Origin of the sequence: Rhizorhabdus antheiae, from assembly GCF_049889055.1 — a bacterium.
Taxonomy (GTDB): Bacteria; Pseudomonadota; Alphaproteobacteria; order Sphingomonadales; family Sphingomonadaceae; genus Rhizorhabdus.
Map to the genome: position 1 here is coordinate 691,440 of NZ_JBLTWO010000001.1, position 16,283 is coordinate 707,722.

Genomic DNA, 16,283 nt, shown 5'->3' on the forward strand with positions numbered 1-16,283 from the left:
CCGCCTCAGCGGCGGCGCATGATATATTCCTCGTCATACCAGCTGCCGACCTTGAAGCGATAGTCGCCGACCTTCTCGAACCCGCGCGCGGCATAGACCGCCTGCGCCTTGGCGTTGCCTGACCAGACGCCCAGCCACACCGGCCCGGGCCGTATCACGGCGAGATGATCGAGCGCGGCGGCGAGCAGCCCCGCGCCAAGGCGGAGCCCCTGTGCCTCTCGCAGGACGTAGAGCTGATAGAGTTCGCCGTCGCCGGGTGCGACCTCGACATGCGGCAGCTTGCAGGGCCCTACCTGCGCATAGCCGAGCAGTTCGCCGTCGCGATCCGCGACCCAGCTGCGCCGCTCTTCGTCGGACAGCTCCGCACGGACGGTATCGGCCGAATAGGCCTCCGCCTCGAAGATCGCGAGATCGGCCGGCGGATAGGGGATCGCGAAACCTTCTTCCAGGAAGGTCTGGCGAAAGGTGGTCAGCTTCAGCCGGGCGAGCGCCTCGGCATCGTCGGGCGCGGCGGGACGGATGGTGACGGTCATGTCCCTGCCTGCGATGCGGCGGCGATGCCGTCAAGCAAGCGTACGCGCCGCAAAGAAAAGGGGCGCGGAAGCCAATGCCTCCGCGCCCCGATCCCTTGTTCCTTCCGGTCCCGCAGGACCGGTCCGGATCAGCCGTTCTGGCGAGCCTTGAGGGCTTCGCCGAGAATGTCGCCGAGCGACGCGCCCGAGTCGGACGAGCCGTACTGGGCGACGGCCTGCTTCTCTTCGGCGATCTGCATCGCCTTGACCGAGAAGGTCGGCTTCTTGGAACGGTCGAAACCGGTCACCATCGCGTCGAACTTCTGGCCGACCTGGAAGCGCTCCGGACGCTGCTCGTCGCGGTCGCGGCCGAGATCGCTGCGCTTGATGAAGCCGGCTGCGCCGTCGTCACCCGCCTGCACTTCCAGACCACCGTCGGTGATCGCGAGAACGGTGACGGTAACGACCGCGCTCTTGTTGAGCTTCGAGCCATCCGAGGTCGCAGCGCCGATGCCGCCACGCTCGAGCTGCTTGATGCCGAGCGAGATGCGCTCCTTCTCGGAGTCGATGTCAAGCACGATCGCCTTGACCGTCTCACCCTTGTGATGAAGCGACAGAGCTTCCTCGCCGGTCACGCCCCAGGCGATGTCCGACATATGCACCATGCCGTCGACATCGTTGTCGAGGCCGATGAACAGGCCGAACTCGGTGGCGTTCTTGACTTCACCCTCGACGACCGAACCGATCGGATGCGCTTCGGCGAAGGCCTCCCACGGGTTGGTGATCGCCTGCTTGAGGCCGAGCGAGATGCGGCGCTTGTCGGCGTCGACCTCGAGGATGACGACTTCGACTTCCTGGCTGGTCGAGACGATCTTGCCCGGATGGACGTTCTTCTTGGTCCAGCTCATTTCGGAAACGTGGACCAGACCCTCGATGCCCGGCTCGAGCTCGACGAAGGCACCATATTCGGTGATGTTCGTCACGCGGCCCGAGAACTTGCCACCGATCGGGTACTTGGCGGATGCGCCTTCCCACGGATCGCTCTCGAGCTGCTTCATGCCGAGCGAGATGCGCTGCGTGTCCTTGTTGATGCGGATGATCTGCACCTTCACGACGTCGCCGATGTTGATCATCTCGTTCGGATGGCCGACGCGCTTGTAGCTGAGGTCGGTGACGTGCAGCAGGCCGTCGATGCCGCCCAGGTCGACGAACGCACCATAGTCGGTGATGTTCTTGACGACGCCTTCGATCACCTGGCCTTCGGCCAGCGACTGGATCAGGCCCGAACGCTGCTCGGCGCGGGTTTCTTCGAGGACGGCGCGGCGCGACACGACGATGTTGCCGCGGCGGCGATCCATCTTGAGGATCTGGAAGGGCTGCGGAATGTCCATCAGCGGGGTGACGTCGCGGACCGGACGGATGTCGACCTGCGAACCCGGCAGGAAGGCAACGGCGCCGTTGAGGTCGACGGTGAAGCCGCCCTTCACGCGGCCGAAGATAACGCCCTCGACGCGGCTCGACTGCGAGAACTCGGCTTCGAGCTTGTCCCAGGCGGCTTCGCGGCGGGCGCGGTCGCGGCTGAGCATCGCTTCGCCATGGACGTTCTCGACGCGGTCGACATAAACTTCGACTTCGTCACCGACCTTCAGATCGGCCTTCTGGCCGGGCGCAGGCGCGAATTCGCGCAGGGCCACGCGGCCTTCCGACTTCAGACCGACGTCGATGACGGCCATGTCGTTTTCGATCGCGGTGACGGTGCCCTTGACGACGCGGCCTTCGAAGCCTTCGTTCTCGCCGCCGAGGGTCTGGTTGAGAAGCGCCGCGAAATCGTCGCGGCTCGGGTTTGCCGTAGTGGCCATAGACTAATGTCTTCCTGTGTCAGTTATTCCGGCCATCCGGTTGTCTCCGGAGGTCTTGGGGCCAGAACCGCCATAACGGCCTCATGCCGCTATGACATCCGAAGGACGCTCGATTCGCGGAACCCGAAAAAGCATAAGGGCGCGGCAAGAGAACGGCTTCTTGACTGCCGACCCCCTGTCGCGCCTGCTGGCGATCGCCTTTAAGAGCGCTGCGCCGTCCGGGCTTCCACGAGCTCTACCGCCCGTTGGACGGCCGCTTCTATACCGAGATCGCTGGTATCGAGCAAGTCAGCATCCTCGGCCTGGCGCAGCGGTGCGGCGGACCGCCCCATGTCACGTTCGTCGCGCGCGAGGATGTCGGCCAGGACCGCGTCATAGCCGACCGCGGCGCCCATCGATTCCATCTCGCGAAAGCGACGCTGGGCCCGCACCTCGGAGCGGGCCGTGACGAACAGCTTGGCGTCGGCGTCCGGCGCGATCACCGTGCCGATGTCGCGCCCGTCGAGCACCGCGCCCCCAGCCTGTCCGGCAAAGGCCCGCTGCCGTTCGAGCAGCGCTTCCCGCACCAGGCTGTGCACCGAGGCGAGCGAGGCCGCCCGGCCCGCCGACTCGGTCTTGAGCGCGGGATCGTCGAGCAGCACCGCCTCGAAATTGCAGCCGCGCAACGCATCGGCCGCATCGGCCGGATCGCCGCCGGCGCGCATCACCGACACGCCGACCGCGCGATAGAGCAGGCCGGTGTCGAGGTGCGGCAGGCCATAATGGCGGGCGAGCGCCTTGGCGATGGTGCCCTTGCCCGATGCCGCCGGGCCGTCGACCGCGATGATCATGCGACTTCGGCACCCAGGCCGGTCATCAACGCGGTGAAGCCGGGGAAGCTGGTCGCTACCGGCCCCATGTCGTCGATTATGACCGGCGCCGAGGAGACCAGCCCCGCCACCGCAAAGCTCATCGCGATGCGGTGGTCGAGCCGCGCGGCGATCGTGGCCCCGCCCGGCAGCCTGTCGCCCCCGGTGCCGTCGATGATCAGCCCGTCGTCGAGCTCCTCGACCCGAGCGCCGATCGCGCGCAGCCCTTCGGCCATCACCGCGATCCGGTCCGATTCCTTGACGCGCAGTTCCTCCAGCCCCCGCGCCACGGTGCGGCCCTCGGCCAGCGCCGCCGCGACGAACAGGATCGGATATTCGTCGACCATCGAGGCGACCGTCTCGATCGGGGTCTCGATCCCCTTGAGCACCGAGTGGCGCACGATGATGTCGGCGACGGGTTCACCCCCAACTTCGCGGGCGTTGGCGAAGACGATGTCGCCGCCCATCATCCGCAGCACGTCGAACAGCGCGGCGCGGGTGGGGTTGAGCCCGACATTGGTGACGGTCACCTCAGAGCCCGGCACCAGCAGCGCCGCGACGACGGGAAAAGCCGCCGAGGAGGGATCGCCCGGCACGACGATATGCTGCGGCCGCAGATCGGCCTCGCCCCGGATCGAGATCAGCCGCGCGCCTGCGCCATCCTCCTCGACCGTCAGTTCGGCGCCGAAGCCGCGCAGCATCCGCTCGCTATGGTCGCGCGTCGCGATCGGCTCAACCACGCGGGTGACCCCCGGCGTGTTGAGACCGGCGAGCAGGATCGCCGACTTGACCTGCGCCGAGGCGACGGGGAGGCGATAATCGATCGGCACCGCCGGGCAGAGTCCCCGCACCATCAGTGGCAGGCGCCCGCCGGGGCTCGCGCTGACCTCGGCGCCCATCAGGCCGAGCGGCTCGATCACGCGCCCCATCGGCCGCTTCGACAGCGAAGCATCGCCGGTGAAGGTGGCGGTGATCGCATGGCTGGCGACGAGGCCCATCAGCAGGCGCGTCGATGTGCCCGAATTGCCCATGTCGAGCGCGCCCTGCGGCTGGAGCAGCCCGCCGACGCCGACGCCGTGGATGCACCAGACATCGTCCGCGCCGCGCTCGATCGTGGCGCCCATCGCCCGCATCGCAGCGGCGGTGGCGAGGACGTCCTCCCCTTCCAGCAGCCCTTCGACGCGACTTTCGCCGATCGCGAGCGCGGACAGCATCAGCGATCGGTGCGAGATCGACTTGTCGCCGGGAACACCGGTGGTTCCGCGCAACGGGCCGGGGGCCGAGAAGCGCGCGGGGCTGGGATGGGGGCCGTGCATAAGCGCGCGCTTTTGACAGCGGCGTCGGGCTATGGCAAGGCGCCCGGCGTTTCGGCCTTCCATTGACTCGGGCGGCCGCGAAGTTTCCGCAATGTCGACTGGAGTTTCTGAACCGTGGTGAAACCTGAATGGGGCACCAAGCGGACCTGCCCGAAGTGCGGCACCCGCTTTTACGACCTGGAAAAGGACAATCCCGTCACCTGCATCGAATGCGGTGCGGCCTGGGAGCCTGAGCCCGTTCTCAAGTCGAAGCAGCCGCTGCCGTTCGACGCGCCCAAGAAGGAAGGTCCCGAGCCCAAGGCGGTCGACACCGACCTGTCCGACGATCTGGACATCGACGAGGACGCCGAGGAGAATCCGGACGACGACGTCGATCTGGGCGGCGACGACGATATCGGCCTGAACACGGCCGACGACGAGGACGACAACTGATCCGCGCGCCGGGGCGGGCCCCTGCGGCCCGCCCCGGCGGCGATCGGCATAAAATCGAGCGCGCGATGCGAAAGGGTCTTGCGAGGCCCTCGAAGCTGACCTAAAGGGCGCGCTCCGCCGCCGGGCCCAACCGGCAAGCGACCGAAATGGCACGGGGCCGTAGCTCAGCTGGGAGAGCGCTGCAATGGCATTGCAGAGGTCAGGGGTTCGATCCCCCTCGGCTCCACCATTCCCCCCCAACATTGAACGAGGGCTGGCCCTTGAAACTTCCTAGGCGGCCAAAAACGGCCGTTGAAACGTTTAATAACGAGCGCAGTGACTTGATGTATAGCGTCCGTTATTGTCCAGAAGCCCTCGCCAACTACCGGTCGGTAGAATCATTTTGCCAATAATTTAGAGACTAGCCCATGCACTGTCGCATCGGCCGGCCCTTCGTCTTTGACGATACCATCCGGGGTTGCGCGAAAGAGAGCGCCTAAAACGATGTGACGATCAGCCTCTGCAGCCGCACCCTCTGACGCAAGCGCAAGATAAGTCGTAGTCATCACAGCCCGCTCTTCTGCATCGTTGCGAAGATGATGCTCACTCAAATACAATTTTGTTAACAGCCTCCCGATCCAAAATGCTAGACTAGATAAGATTATTAGGCTTCCAGATATAACAACATATACTGCGACAGGCATTTTTCCTTCTGAATTCTCAGGGTAAGATATTATAAATTTTCCTGCAGACAGAAAAGCGAGAACTAATATAATTATCGTAATTGGAAAATAAAAATACAAACGTTTACGCGCAATCGACTCCCTTCCCTCATGATTTATTGCTTTTTGTTGCCAATATTCTACGGGCGCCTTAAGCTTCATGAACTCTCGATAGGCCTTGTCCGTAGCATGTACGGCTTCGACAGCCTTCTTCGATATATGTTCGATGGTTTGAACACGCGCCGAAGCCTCGTCCCGCAAACTCTCTTGCGCCCGTTGCCAATCGGCTAATCTCCGTTTGAACACGCGCAAACTCAACTGCGCAGCCCGGCGTGCGAATCGCATGTTCTGGTCTGCGCGTTCCCTCGCTTCTTTCTCAACCCGATCAGTCAAACTCTGGACTGACATGCGGAAGTTGCTGCGCTCGCGCTTGAGATGGTCGCTCCAGTCTCGAACCCTCGACAGATCGGGAACGATCGTCAGCAAAATGCCTAGAAAATCATCGCGCGAAGTTGCATTTTGTACACCTACCACACCTTTTAAGAATCCTGCTGCAAAAGATGCAGCATTAGCACCGGATGAATGAAGTATATCGATAACAGCTGCGCCATCGGCCGATGTGGAAATAAGTATTGGTCCATCTACGAGTGGACTAAGATACACCTCTATCGCATCAAGGGGCTCGCCAGCTCCTTGAAAATCAGCGACCTGATTGATAATCTCGTGCCACGCATTATGAATTCTGCTGGCGATATGGAATCGATCCATAACTTGGTCGCCGGGCACCAACCAAGTCCAGCGAGCACGCTCCTTTTCAAGCCATCGCTGAAGTTCGCCGTAGCTTCGAACGGTCACCTCACCGGCGTCGCCCACAGAGAAAGTTAGGTGGTCAGACATCTCATCTCCCTGCCGCAATGTTCGAACAAACGCGACGGTCGCGCAACCCGTCAACCCCAGCCCTGGAGATGGCGTCAGGGAAAGCACTTCATCGAACAGAAAATGGAGAAATAGGGCATATTTAAACTGGCCTGCAGCCGATATTGGCGCTGCTGCCGATGCCCTGCTCGGTTTACGGCGATCATGCACTGAGGCTGTTCATTCGCCCCCCGCCCGCGCCCCCCTCTCCCTTGCTCCCCCGAACGCGCGTATCTCTCTCTTACGACCGCCAGAAAGCCGGCTTGAAATGTAAGAGAGGATGCGATGAGGCCACATATGGAGACCGTCGATGCAGGCGCGTAATCCCAGGATCGTCTTTCAGGATGCCTTGCCCCACTGGGCGTCCGACCACGCCTTCGCCCAGATCGTCAACGCGGGATCGCTGATCATCCCGGCGGTCGAAATTTTCCTGAACAAGGTGATGGCGCGCGCCTTGAGCGAGATCACGGACCCCGCCACGCGGCGCGACATCGAGATCTTCATGGCCCAGGAAGGCAATCATTATCGCTACCACCGCCTGTTCAACAAGACGATGTGGGCGCGCTACCCCGAACTCCGCGCTTTCGACGCGGAGCTGACGGCCGAATATGAAGCGATGCTCAGGACACGCTCGCTCCACGACTGCGCCGCCTATTGCGAGGGGTTCGAATCGCTGGGCCTGATCCAGGCCGAGTTCTTCTTCGGGCATGTCGACGATCTTCTGGAAGGCGCCGACGCGCGCGTGGTCCGCCTGTGGCAATGGCATCTGGCGGAGGAGTTCGAGCATCGCTCGGTCTGCTTCGACGTCCACCGCCAGCTGGGCGGCGGCTATCTGGCGCGCATCCGGGGCTTCGCGGAGGCCGCGCGGCATCTGGGGGCGTGGGGCAAGCGTGTCTCGGGCCACCTGATCGCCCACGACTGTGCGGGGCTCGACGCCGCGGCCCGCGCGCAGCTGCGCGCGCAGGAAAAGGCCTATCGCCGCCGCCTCCTGCGCTTCTCGCTGCCCCGGCTCCTCGCAATCCTGTCGCCCACCTATGATCCGCGCGGAAAGACGGTGCCGCGCGCGGCGACGAGACTGCTGGAAAGCTTGGGCGCGCAATAGCAGAGAGCCTGCGCCTCATAACAGCCTTGCCAAAGTACAGCGATCTCGCACATTGAAGCAGGCAGAAAGAACTGGAGTTATTTATGAACAAGCAGGAAACGCATGAGACCGCGCGCGACAGCGATATGCCGAAGCAGGTCTGGACGCAGCCGCAGATGATCGAGATCGATGCCGTCGCGGTCACCCTGGCAGGTGGCGCTGTTTCCGCCGATCAGGATCCCAATCAGCCGTCCTGATGCTCGTCGGGCGCGGTTGAACGCGGCGGTCCAGCGCTACCAGAGGCGGTTTTTGCAAAGATGGCGCAATGATCACCGGGCTGTCCGACCTTCTGCCGCCCGCTGAGAAAGGTGAACTCCTCGCGGCCGTGGCCGAAAAGCGGCCGATCAAATCGCGTACGTCACGGATCGATCTTGCGCGGCTCGCCCCATGGTCCGAACTGAACCGCTGGATCACGATCGACACGCTGGCATCGGGCCGTGTGCGCCTGTTGCGCGGTGGGCGGGACGTTCCCATCGAACTCGTGAGCAAGCGGGAGAACGGCCGGCAACGCGTCCTGCTGGCCCAGGCCTTGCACCAACTGTGCGAACAGGGGCTGAGCATACAATTTCTTGCTGTCGAGCGCCTCAGCCAGCGCATTGCCGTCGTCGTTGCAGCGCTGGAACGCGAACTGCGCGCGGATATGTGGGCCAATGCCTATGCCAGTTTCACCCGTGGTGGCGCACTTCCGCCGCATTCGGACGAGCATGATGTGCTGATCCTGCAACTGGACGGCAGAAAGGCGTGGAAAGGCTATGGCGGTGCCGATGCCCGCCCGTTGGGCGGCGGCGCTGCCAAAGTGGGCGATCCCGAATGGGAAGAAGAGTTGCAGCCTGGCGACCTGCTCTATTTGCCGCGTGGAGAGGTTCATCATGCGGCGGTCATCGGCGAACAATCGCTTCACCTGACCATCGGCATCGAACACGCCAAGGGCCGCGACAGCCTGTCCTGGCTGCACGAACGCAGCAGCCGCGACATCATCTTCCGCACCGATATCACGCCAGAGGCGCAGGGGGAGAGTCTCGACCAGCGGTCGATCGCGTTGAGACAGGCACTCCACAGGCTGGTCGACCAGTTCGACCTGCGTGAAATGCTCGCCGACCGCGATCGCGCTGTGGCTCCCCACAGTCCTCTCAACCTCGGCCTGTTCGGTCGGATCGCCCCCGAGGCCTGGGTATCCCCCACCTTGCGCCGTCGCCCTAACCTCCCCGCCGAGGGCGAGGCTCGGATCGAGGCGAATGGCGCCGAGATCCTGCTGGACTCCGCCGAATGCGCCTTGCTCCTCCACCTTCTGGACAGCGGCGGCAGTCGCGTCGGCGCGCTGATCGACGGTCCAGAGGCACAAACTGTCGAGCGCGCACTGACGGGGCTGATCCGCAAGTCGCTGCTGTTCGTCCTCGAGGATTGAACCAGGCGGGCGAGGCTCCGGCTTATGCGTTCAGGCGTTGCTGCCGCTCGCCTTGCGCGTGAACATGCCTGTCGAAAGGCCGCGCATCAGCTTCAGATTATAGCGGTAATAAGAGGCCCGATCCGCCGGGTCCGCCTCTTCCAGCGTCTGCGCCAGGCCCAGCAAGGTCCGCACGTCGACCACATCGTTGCAGGCATCTGTCGCCAGTTGCCGCTGCAACTCTCCGACCAACGAAGCCTGCGCCTGAATCTGCACGGCTTTCCAGTCGGACGCTGCGAGGCCGACATGCCTGTCCTCCCATAGCGGGGCCGGCACGCGCTCGCCAAAGGCCTTGCGATAGAGCCATTTGGGCTGCCCCTCGCGGAGAAAGATATCCGCCGGGGTCGACAGGCAATATTCGAGAACGCGGCGATCGGCGGTCGGGTCGCGACGGTCGACGCGAAAGGCCGCCCGGATCGCGGCGTTCATCGGCGCAGCGTCGGCCATGGGCAGCATGTGCCGAAACCAGGACCGCCAGGACAGCAGCCGGGGTGATATATTCTGCGCCAGACGCGCATCGTCCGGCCCGTCATATCCCATCTGCCGCAGCAGTGCCGGCGCGATCGGGTAGAGATTCTCATAGATCGCCTGTCGGCGAAGGCGTCGGACCGCATCCGGGAGGCGCGTGGTCAGCGCCTTTCGCACGACCGTATAGAGGCGATATTCCGCGCGCACCGCATAGCCGTTGCGGCGCAGCTGCCGGGTTTCCCCCAGCAGCCGAGCCCAGCGGCCGCTGTCCATCATCTCCGACAGCGCGTGCTGGCCGGTATAGCTGATACCCAAATTGCCCTTGGTGCCAACGAGAACCGTCGAATTGCCGCGCTGGGCCGCAAGGCGATAGCCAAGACACAGCCAGGCCGTGTTGAGCGGGTTCATCACCGGCTGATCGGCATAGCTGATCAAGCGCTCGACCTCCGCCAGCAGGTCCGCATCGGCGAGGTGAATGAGGTGATGGTCGATGTTCGGATGCCGCGCCGCCACGAGACGGGCGAATGGCCCTTCGTCGAGGCGGGCATGCGTCATGAACTGGGGCGGGACGTCGGAGCGCGGCACATTGGTTATGGCGGTAAGCCTTTCTCCGCGCGCCGCGAGGATCGGCGCAGCGCTGGTCGCTACCGCGCTGCTGTCGAGTCCTCCGCTGAGCAGGAGCGCGTTGCCGCGTACGCTCCGCAACCGCGCTTCGACCGCCTGATCCAGCACGGCGCGCAGCCCCTCGGCATAATCCTCGGGACGTGCGAGCCGCAGCACCGGCACCGCTTCGGGCCGCCAGTGGCGCCGAACATCCACGCGCCCGTCAGCGCCGATCCGCACCAGATGCCCCGGCTCGACGCGCGAGACCTGTTCGTAGAAGCTGCGGCTTCCTTCGTCGGGATGCAGCAGCTGCCAGCGCGCGAGCCTGACCGGATCCAGATCGCGACCGATATCGGGAAGAGCCAGCAATATGCTCGGCATGGTGGCAAAGGCGAACCAGCCCTTGCCACGATGATAGTGGAGTGGGCGCGCGTCGCCATGGTCACGCGCGATCAGCAGCGAACGGTCCCGCGCGTCCCACAGCGCGAAGGCAAAGTCGCCGACCAGACGGTCGATCGCCGCCTCGCCCCAGCGCTCATAGGCGGCAAGAAGCACGTCCGCGTCGCTTCTGCGAGCCATGTCCGGGGGCGATGTGCCGAGCGCTTCGCCAAGCTCGCCGCGATTGTCGAGACGAATGTCGGCCACGAGGGTCACTACCCCGCTCGCGCCGAGCAATGGCTGCCGATCGAAACGGTCCTCCGGCAGGAGTCGCAGCAACGCAGCCCCAAGCGCAACCTCTCCACCATCCCAGGCGCGCGCCTGATCGGGACCAAAAGCGCGGGCCGCCTTCTGCATCCGTTCGCACGCAGCATGCGCTCCGGGTCGACCGTCGATATGCCAGGCCCCATAGATCGCACTCATGACCGGCTCCTGCCGCATGCGGCGCCATCGCCGAAAGACGGTCGGGCCTGCTGCGCCAGGCGCAGTTCTTCCAGCCGATTATAAGGTTCGCGCACCAACGCCTCGACTATGGCTTCAAGCGCGGTATCGCAGGGGTCGATCCGCGGCACGGCTGCGTCGCCTTGGTCGGCCGCCTTCACGTTCGTGCGAGCGAGGACCTTGAAGCGCGCTACCAAATCGGTTCCTGGGCTCATTCCAAAATGGCGGCAGATGGCAGGCATGGTGTCCGCGAGTTCGGCATAGTTCACGAGCATCCAGTCGCCCATCGGATCGCCCTCGATCATTTCGGCTATGACGTTCATGCCATCCGCCACTGTCCGGGCGACAAAATCCAATAGCCCCTCCGCACCGGCATGGCGCCCCCAGATCGGCGGCCGGGCTGCGAAGGAGGCAAGCGCAGCGAGGGGCTCGCGGTACAGATAGAGCTTGGGGACGCCCGGCCACATGGTCTGCAGTCGCGCGGCCTCCCTCGTCGTCCAACTCGACATCTTCACGATGAGCGGGCCGGGATCGTCGCCGAACCCCGCCGGCACAAGGTGCATCAGATGGCGCAGCGCCGCCTCACGTCGCGGCCATGGCTGGAAGCGCCAGAACCCCGCCTCGCTCAGCACATCATTAAGCGCGCCGGGCTCCGAAACGACCCGGCTCTGCTGCAAGCGTGCCAGGGCGACGGCGAGCAACGTCGATCCGCATCTGCCGACATGGAAGATCAGTCCGTCGGGAGCCGATGCGTCAGCAAGGTCGAGCGGTGGAGTCCGCCGGCTGGACAATGGCCGCTGCAAGGCGCGGGCTGCCGCGATCTGATCGAACTGAAACGGGTAATCGCTGCGCAGCCCGGCGACATCGATCTCTACGACTTCCAGTCCTTCGCCAAAGGGAAAGGCCCTGACCGGGATCGGGCGGGCAACCGTCTCGCGCTCAATCTCCGACACGGATGACATCGCGGGCGATCGCCCGGTTAAGAAACCGCATGGCATCGGACTCGATGACCGATCGGTCGCCATGATATTTCAAACAAAGCCGGTCGACGAGATATCCCACGTCCAGCGGCGTTTCGATCAGTCGCCATATCTCTGAAGCGACATGGTCTAAGCTGATATAGGATCCGGTCGCGACGTCGAGCATCACGATTTCACCTTCGACCTCCGACCACATGAACTCCGTATTTCGGTTGAGCACGCTATGAAGGGCTATCGTCTGCGGTTCTTCGGCCATGACGTCCGGATATCGAAAAGCTGCGCGATTTAAAACGGGATCATGATCGGCAAAGACGCCGGATCAAGGACCTGTTCACCACCGGCACGCGGCCCGGCCCCCGCTGGCGTTCGCGGCCCTGCCGTGCATGATGGGTGCGATCGGCCCCTCCGACATGCTCAGGTCGGGATAGTGCGCCGGCGCGGAGGATGCCCATGTCACTGACTCTCTATGCCCACCCCTTCTCGTCCTACAGCCAGAAAGTGCTGATCGCTCTGTGGGAGAATGATACCCCCTTTTCCTATCGCCATATGGAAGAGCCGGGGGCCGGCGACGAATTGCGCGCGCATTGGCCGATCGGCAAATTCCCGGTGCTGTTCGACGGAGACCAGGCCATCGCCGAGACGAGCATCATCGTCGAGCACCTGGACGTGCACCATCGCGGGCCGGTCCGTTTCCTGCCCGACGACCCGGAGGCGGCGCTGGAAGTGCGGTTGATCGACCGCGTTTTCGACAATCATGTGATGAGCGCGATGCAGGGCGCCGTGAACGAATCTCTGCGGGAGAAGCCCGATCGCCTCGACGAGGCGAAGCGCGTCGCAGCGACCGCGCTCGATCGTGCCTATGGCTGGATCGAGGGCCGGATTAGCGGACGCCAGTGGGCGGCAGGCGAGGATTTCTCGCTCGCGGATTGCGCGGCGGCGCCGGCGCTCTTCTATGCCGACTGGGTTCATCCTATCACGCAGGCCTATCCCGTCCTGCGCGCCTATCGCGCGCGGCTGATCGAGCGGCCCTCCTTTGCCCGGGCGGTCGAGGAAGCCCGGAAGTACCGGCATTATTTCCCGCTGGGTGCGCCCGACCGCGACTGACCCGGGATCGGGCTGTAACGTGCCAGCCCAGCGCTTAATGCCGCATTTTCCGAGACGTCGACCGAATCCGATCAACTTGAAAATGCTCTAGCCACGCTTGCCGGCCCCCGATAAAACAGACATGCATGTTTGTATTTTTCGAGTCTTGTCAGGCCGGACGATGCAGACCAGCGGCGCGGACAGGAGCAGGATGTCGACGCCGGACCTCGCCCGAAGCGGGACCATATCCGCCGGGCGCAATCAGGAGATGGGTGCATGACCGAAGACGGCCATTATGATCATCGCCTGACCTGGCCGGTCAATCCCGAGGCACCGGCCGACAGCTATGAAGCCAAGGCGCCCTATGTCGACAATGGCTGCGCCCCGATTGCGCCGGAGCGCTATTATGCGGTCGATTATATGGAGGCGGAACGTCGGCTGCTGTGGCCGCGCGTCTGGAACTGGGCCGCGCGTGAGGAGGACATAACCGACACGGGCGACTATGTGACCTTCGAGATCGGCCGCGAGAGCTTCATCGTCACGCGCGACGAGGCCGGCGCGATCCGGGCCTATGCCAATGTCTGCCCCCATCGCGGCAACCGGCTGGTGTCGGACGAGGAAGGGTCTCGTCCCGGCGGCTTCACCTGCCCGTTTCACAACTGGAATTTCGGGCTGGACGGGAAGGTGGCGCGCGTCACCGATCGCGAAACCTTCCGCCCCGAGGCGCTGTGCCGGTCGATGGACCTGGCCGAGGTCCGCTGCGAGAGCTGGGAGGGCTTCGTCTTCATCAACATGGACGAGAATGCCCCGCCGCTGATCGAGACGCTGGGTCCGCTGCCCGCCCATGCCCGCCCCTATCGGCTGAAGGACATGCGGATCATGCGGCGGGTGCAGGCCGTGTGGGAGGCGAACTGGAAGATCGGCGTCGACGGCTTCAACGAAGCTTATCATGTCCACGCGATCCACCCGCAGATCCTGCCGGTGTTCAACGACTATAATGCGCAGATCGACCTCTACCCCAACGGCATGAGCCGGATGGTGACGAAGTTCGCGACCGAGAGCCCGCGCATGGGCCAGGAGGGGTTGAACGCCGGACTGCGCGCGACGATGATCGAGGTCGGGATCGACCCCGATGCCTTCGAGGGCGGCAAGGGCGACGTCCGCAAGGCGATCCAGGCGGCGAAGCGCCAGCGCGCCGAAGCGCTGGGCCTCGACTATTCGGGCTTCCTCGACAACCAGCTGACCGACGACTGGAACTATGCGATCTTCCCCAACATCCAGATGGGCATCCATCCGGAGGGCGTGTCGATGCTCTATTTCCGCCCGCACGCAACCGACCCGCGCAAGTTCATCTTCGACGTCATCGTGATGATGCACCCGCAGGAGAGCCCCGAAATCCTGCCGCCGGCCTATATGGGCCTGCCCGATGGCTGGGATATTTCGGGCCGGGAGAAGGCCGAGATCCAGCATATCGACTGGCGCGAAGGGGGGCTGGGCGAGGTGTTCGACCAGGACAGCAGCCTGTTCGCCGAGGTCCAGCGCGCGATCGAGAGCCGCTTCTTTCGCGGCTCGATCCTATCCGAGCAGGAGCAGCGGATCGGCCATTTCCACGCGGAGCTCGATCGCTACATGATGGGCAAGGGCTGACGCCTCAGCCCATGATGCGCTCGAACGGCAGAAAGGCCGAGCGGGCGTGGTCGATGAAGCGGCGCTCGTCCTCATAGGCGTCACCCGCGATGTCGGGCGAGGCGAGACGCGCCTGCATCGCGCGGAGATCGGCGAACAGGGCCTGGGCCACGCCGTCGAAGAGCGCGTCCGGCAAGCCGGCCGGCACGACCGCTTGCCGCGGATGGATCTGGCGATAGGCGTTGACCGGGTTGCGCCGGCCGAAATCGGCGTGGACGTCGAGCCAGTAGCGCTGAAAGCCTGCCGGGGTGAGGTGGCCGAGGCGCACGAGCGGACAGAACAGCGCGACGTCCCCGCTCCCGCCGACGATCTCATAGGCGGTGCCGACAAAAGCCCGCGATCGACTTCGGTCGAGTCCCTGCGCTGCGGCAAGGGCCACCGCCAGCCGATCGGCTGCGGCCGTGCCGACCGCCTCCAGCACCAGATCATAGTGCGTCCCCGGCCCTGCGGCGCCCTGCGGACTCGGCCCGAGCAGCTCGCGCGGTAGCGCATTCCACGCGTGCAGGCCGGGTGCCGTTCCGGCACAGGCCGATAGCAGCAACGCCTCGACCGCGTCGGAGTCGGTATTGGCGATGAAGGCCAATATCGTCTCGGTCCCGGATGGACGGATGCTCATGCCCACTCTCCTGCGCCGCCGGCTCGTACCGGCCTGGGCTCAGCGTGACCGATGGGCGTCGTCGTTGCACCGCTGACTAAGGACAGGGACAGCAGCCCATGTCGGACAGCGATCCCCGGATTTGCGCCATTTACACATTAACTTTCTGTAATGTTGTCTCAAACGCAACGATCCGACACAGAAACCCGCCTTGTTCGGCGAAATAGAATGTTACAAGGCTGTTTCTACAAGACGGTAAATGTCTCGCATGCCGTGATTTTGCGCCATCATCAGAGAGGGTTGGCCGACATGAAGACGATCCTGACCGCCGCCGCCGCCCTGGCGCTTTCCACGGTCCTCCATCCGGCCGGTGCGGTCGCCGCCGAGCAGACCTTCTCCGCACCCGTGAAGGACGATGTGCTGTCGCGCATGTTCATCTGGTGGAACCAGGCGATCAAGGATCCGAACGGCTTCACGGTCGAGGCATTCAGCCGCTATTTCACCGACGATGCGGTGCTGCGCATCAACGGCACCAATCGCGCCGCGGGTATCCAGAACCTCACCGAGCGCTTCCGCATGATCCAGAAGGGTGTCGAAGCGGTCGAGATCAAGGTGCCGTTCGTCGAGTCCTTCTCCTCGCCCGACGGCTCGAAGATCTTCACCTACCATCTCGAGGAAGCCATGGAGAAGGGCAAGCCCAGCCACTCGATGGTGATGGGCTATGCCGAAATCCGCGACGGCAAGATCGCCCTCGTCAACTTCATCAGCATCGACGGTCAGCCGGGCCCCATCGCCGGAAAATGACCTGACCAGGGCCCGTT

The 16,283-nt window shown here is 64.1% G+C and carries 16 protein-coding genes and 1 tRNA gene; 8 read left to right on the top strand and 9 right to left on the bottom strand.

Annotated elements, in window-relative coordinates:
• Nucleotides 1-5 precede the first annotated feature (5 nt).
• The 4 genes from ACNI3R_RS03200 to aroA form a co-directional block, all read right to left on the bottom strand.
• Nucleotides 6-533, bottom strand: a complete 528-nt coding sequence (locus ACNI3R_RS03200; RefSeq protein WP_426179832.1) for a GNAT family N-acetyltransferase — start codon at nt 531-533, stop codon at nt 6-8.
• A gap of 128 nt (nt 534-661) precedes the next feature.
• A complete protein-coding gene (gene rpsA / locus ACNI3R_RS03205; protein ID WP_426179834.1) occupies nt 662-2,371 on the bottom strand; it encodes a 30S ribosomal protein S1 in 1,710 nt (569 codons plus the stop codon).
• A 200-nt stretch (nt 2,372-2,571) separates the two neighbouring features.
• The gene (gene cmk / locus ACNI3R_RS03210) at nt 2,572-3,201 is read right to left on the bottom strand and encodes a (d)CMP kinase (protein WP_426179835.1); all 630 of its coding nucleotides are present in this window, start codon (nt 3,199-3,201) and stop codon (nt 2,572-2,574) included.
• Complete coding sequence (gene aroA, locus ACNI3R_RS03215; protein ID WP_426179837.1) at nt 3,198-4,535, bottom strand: 3-phosphoshikimate 1-carboxyvinyltransferase; 1,338 nt, start codon at nt 4,533-4,535, stop codon at nt 3,198-3,200. Before aroA ends, cmk begins: the two co-directional genes overlap by 4 nt.
• 114 nt (nt 4,536-4,649) lie before the next feature.
• On the opposite strand from aroA, the gene ACNI3R_RS03220 reads away from it, so the two are divergent.
• Both ACNI3R_RS03220 and ACNI3R_RS03225 read left to right on the top strand, forming a co-directional pair.
• The gene (locus ACNI3R_RS03220; RefSeq protein ID WP_296620287.1) at nt 4,650-4,967 is read left to right on the top strand and encodes a TIGR02300 family protein; all 318 of its coding nucleotides are present in this window, start codon (nt 4,650-4,652) and stop codon (nt 4,965-4,967) included.
• Between the two features lie 153 nt (nt 4,968-5,120).
• Nucleotides 5,121-5,196: transfer RNA gene (locus tag ACNI3R_RS03225), tRNA-Ala, on the top strand.
• A 148-nt stretch (nt 5,197-5,344) separates the two neighbouring features.
• Here ACNI3R_RS03225 and ACNI3R_RS03230 read toward each other — a convergent pair.
• Nucleotides 5,345-6,754 carry a DUF6161 domain-containing protein gene (locus tag ACNI3R_RS03230; RefSeq protein WP_426179839.1) on the bottom strand — a complete coding sequence of 470 codons (1,410 nt, stop codon included), beginning with the start codon at nt 6,752-6,754 and terminating at the stop codon, nt 5,345-5,347.
• Between the two features lie 139 nt (nt 6,755-6,893).
• On the opposite strand from ACNI3R_RS03230, the gene ACNI3R_RS03235 reads away from it, so the two are divergent.
• The 3 genes from ACNI3R_RS03235 to ACNI3R_RS03245 all read left to right on the top strand — a co-directional run bounded on the left by ACNI3R_RS03235 (nt 6,894) and on the right by ACNI3R_RS03245 (nt 9,129).
• Nucleotides 6,894-7,685: a metal-dependent hydrolase gene (locus ACNI3R_RS03235; protein WP_426179840.1), complete on the top strand. Its 792-nt coding sequence runs from the start codon at nt 6,894-6,896 to the stop codon at nt 7,683-7,685.
• An 83-nt stretch (nt 7,686-7,768) separates the two neighbouring features.
• On the top strand, nt 7,769-7,921 hold the full coding sequence (locus ACNI3R_RS03240) for a hypothetical protein (protein ID WP_426179841.1): 153 nt from the start codon (nt 7,769-7,771) through the stop codon (nt 7,919-7,921).
• 68 nt (nt 7,922-7,989) lie between these two features.
• Nucleotides 7,990-9,129, top strand: a complete 1,140-nt coding sequence (locus ACNI3R_RS03245) for a JmjC domain-containing protein (RefSeq protein WP_426179843.1) — start codon at nt 7,990-7,992, stop codon at nt 9,127-9,129.
• Between the two features lie 30 nt (nt 9,130-9,159).
• Here ACNI3R_RS03245 and ACNI3R_RS03250 read toward each other — a convergent pair whose 3' ends face one another.
• Genes ACNI3R_RS03250 through ACNI3R_RS03260 form a run of 3 tightly spaced genes read right to left on the bottom strand, consistent with a single transcriptional unit; the run spans nt 9,160 to nt 12,354 of the window.
• Nucleotides 9,160-11,100, bottom strand: a complete 1,941-nt coding sequence (locus ACNI3R_RS03250) for an asparagine synthetase B family protein (protein WP_426179845.1) — start codon at nt 11,098-11,100, stop codon at nt 9,160-9,162.
• Nucleotides 11,097-12,143: a hypothetical protein gene (locus ACNI3R_RS03255; RefSeq protein ID WP_426179847.1), complete on the bottom strand. Its 1,047-nt coding sequence runs from the start codon at nt 12,141-12,143 to the stop codon at nt 11,097-11,099. The genes ACNI3R_RS03250 and ACNI3R_RS03255 overlap by 4 nt, the downstream gene beginning before the upstream one ends.
• Nucleotides 12,058-12,354 carry a PqqD family protein gene (locus ACNI3R_RS03260; protein ID WP_426179849.1) on the bottom strand — a complete coding sequence of 99 codons (297 nt, stop codon included), beginning with the start codon at nt 12,352-12,354 and terminating at the stop codon, nt 12,058-12,060. The genes ACNI3R_RS03255 and ACNI3R_RS03260 overlap by 86 nt, the downstream gene beginning before the upstream one ends.
• A 194-nt stretch (nt 12,355-12,548) precedes the next feature.
• Here ACNI3R_RS03260 and ACNI3R_RS03265 point away from each other — a divergent pair, with 194 nt between their 5' ends.
• Together ACNI3R_RS03265 and ACNI3R_RS03270 are read left to right on the top strand one after the other, a co-directional pair.
• A complete protein-coding gene (locus ACNI3R_RS03265) occupies nt 12,549-13,202 on the top strand; it encodes a glutathione S-transferase family protein (protein WP_426179851.1) in 654 nt (217 codons plus the stop codon).
• A gap of 255 nt (nt 13,203-13,457) precedes the next feature.
• The gene (locus ACNI3R_RS03270) at nt 13,458-14,828 is read left to right on the top strand and encodes an aromatic ring-hydroxylating oxygenase subunit alpha (protein ID WP_426179852.1); all 1,371 of its coding nucleotides are present in this window, start codon (nt 13,458-13,460) and stop codon (nt 14,826-14,828) included.
• 4 nt (nt 14,829-14,832) lie between these two features.
• Here ACNI3R_RS03270 and ACNI3R_RS03275 read toward each other — a convergent pair whose 3' ends face one another.
• Nucleotides 14,833-15,483 (bottom strand): EthD domain-containing protein, encoded by a 651-nt coding sequence (locus tag ACNI3R_RS03275; protein ID WP_426179853.1) that lies wholly within the window; start codon nt 15,481-15,483, stop codon nt 14,833-14,835.
• Between the two features lie 288 nt (nt 15,484-15,771).
• On the opposite strand from ACNI3R_RS03275, the gene ACNI3R_RS03280 reads away from it, so the two are divergent.
• Nucleotides 15,772-16,266 (top strand): hypothetical protein, encoded by a 495-nt coding sequence (locus ACNI3R_RS03280; RefSeq protein WP_426179855.1) that lies wholly within the window; start codon nt 15,772-15,774, stop codon nt 16,264-16,266.
• Nucleotides 16,267-16,283: the final 17 nt, after the last annotated feature.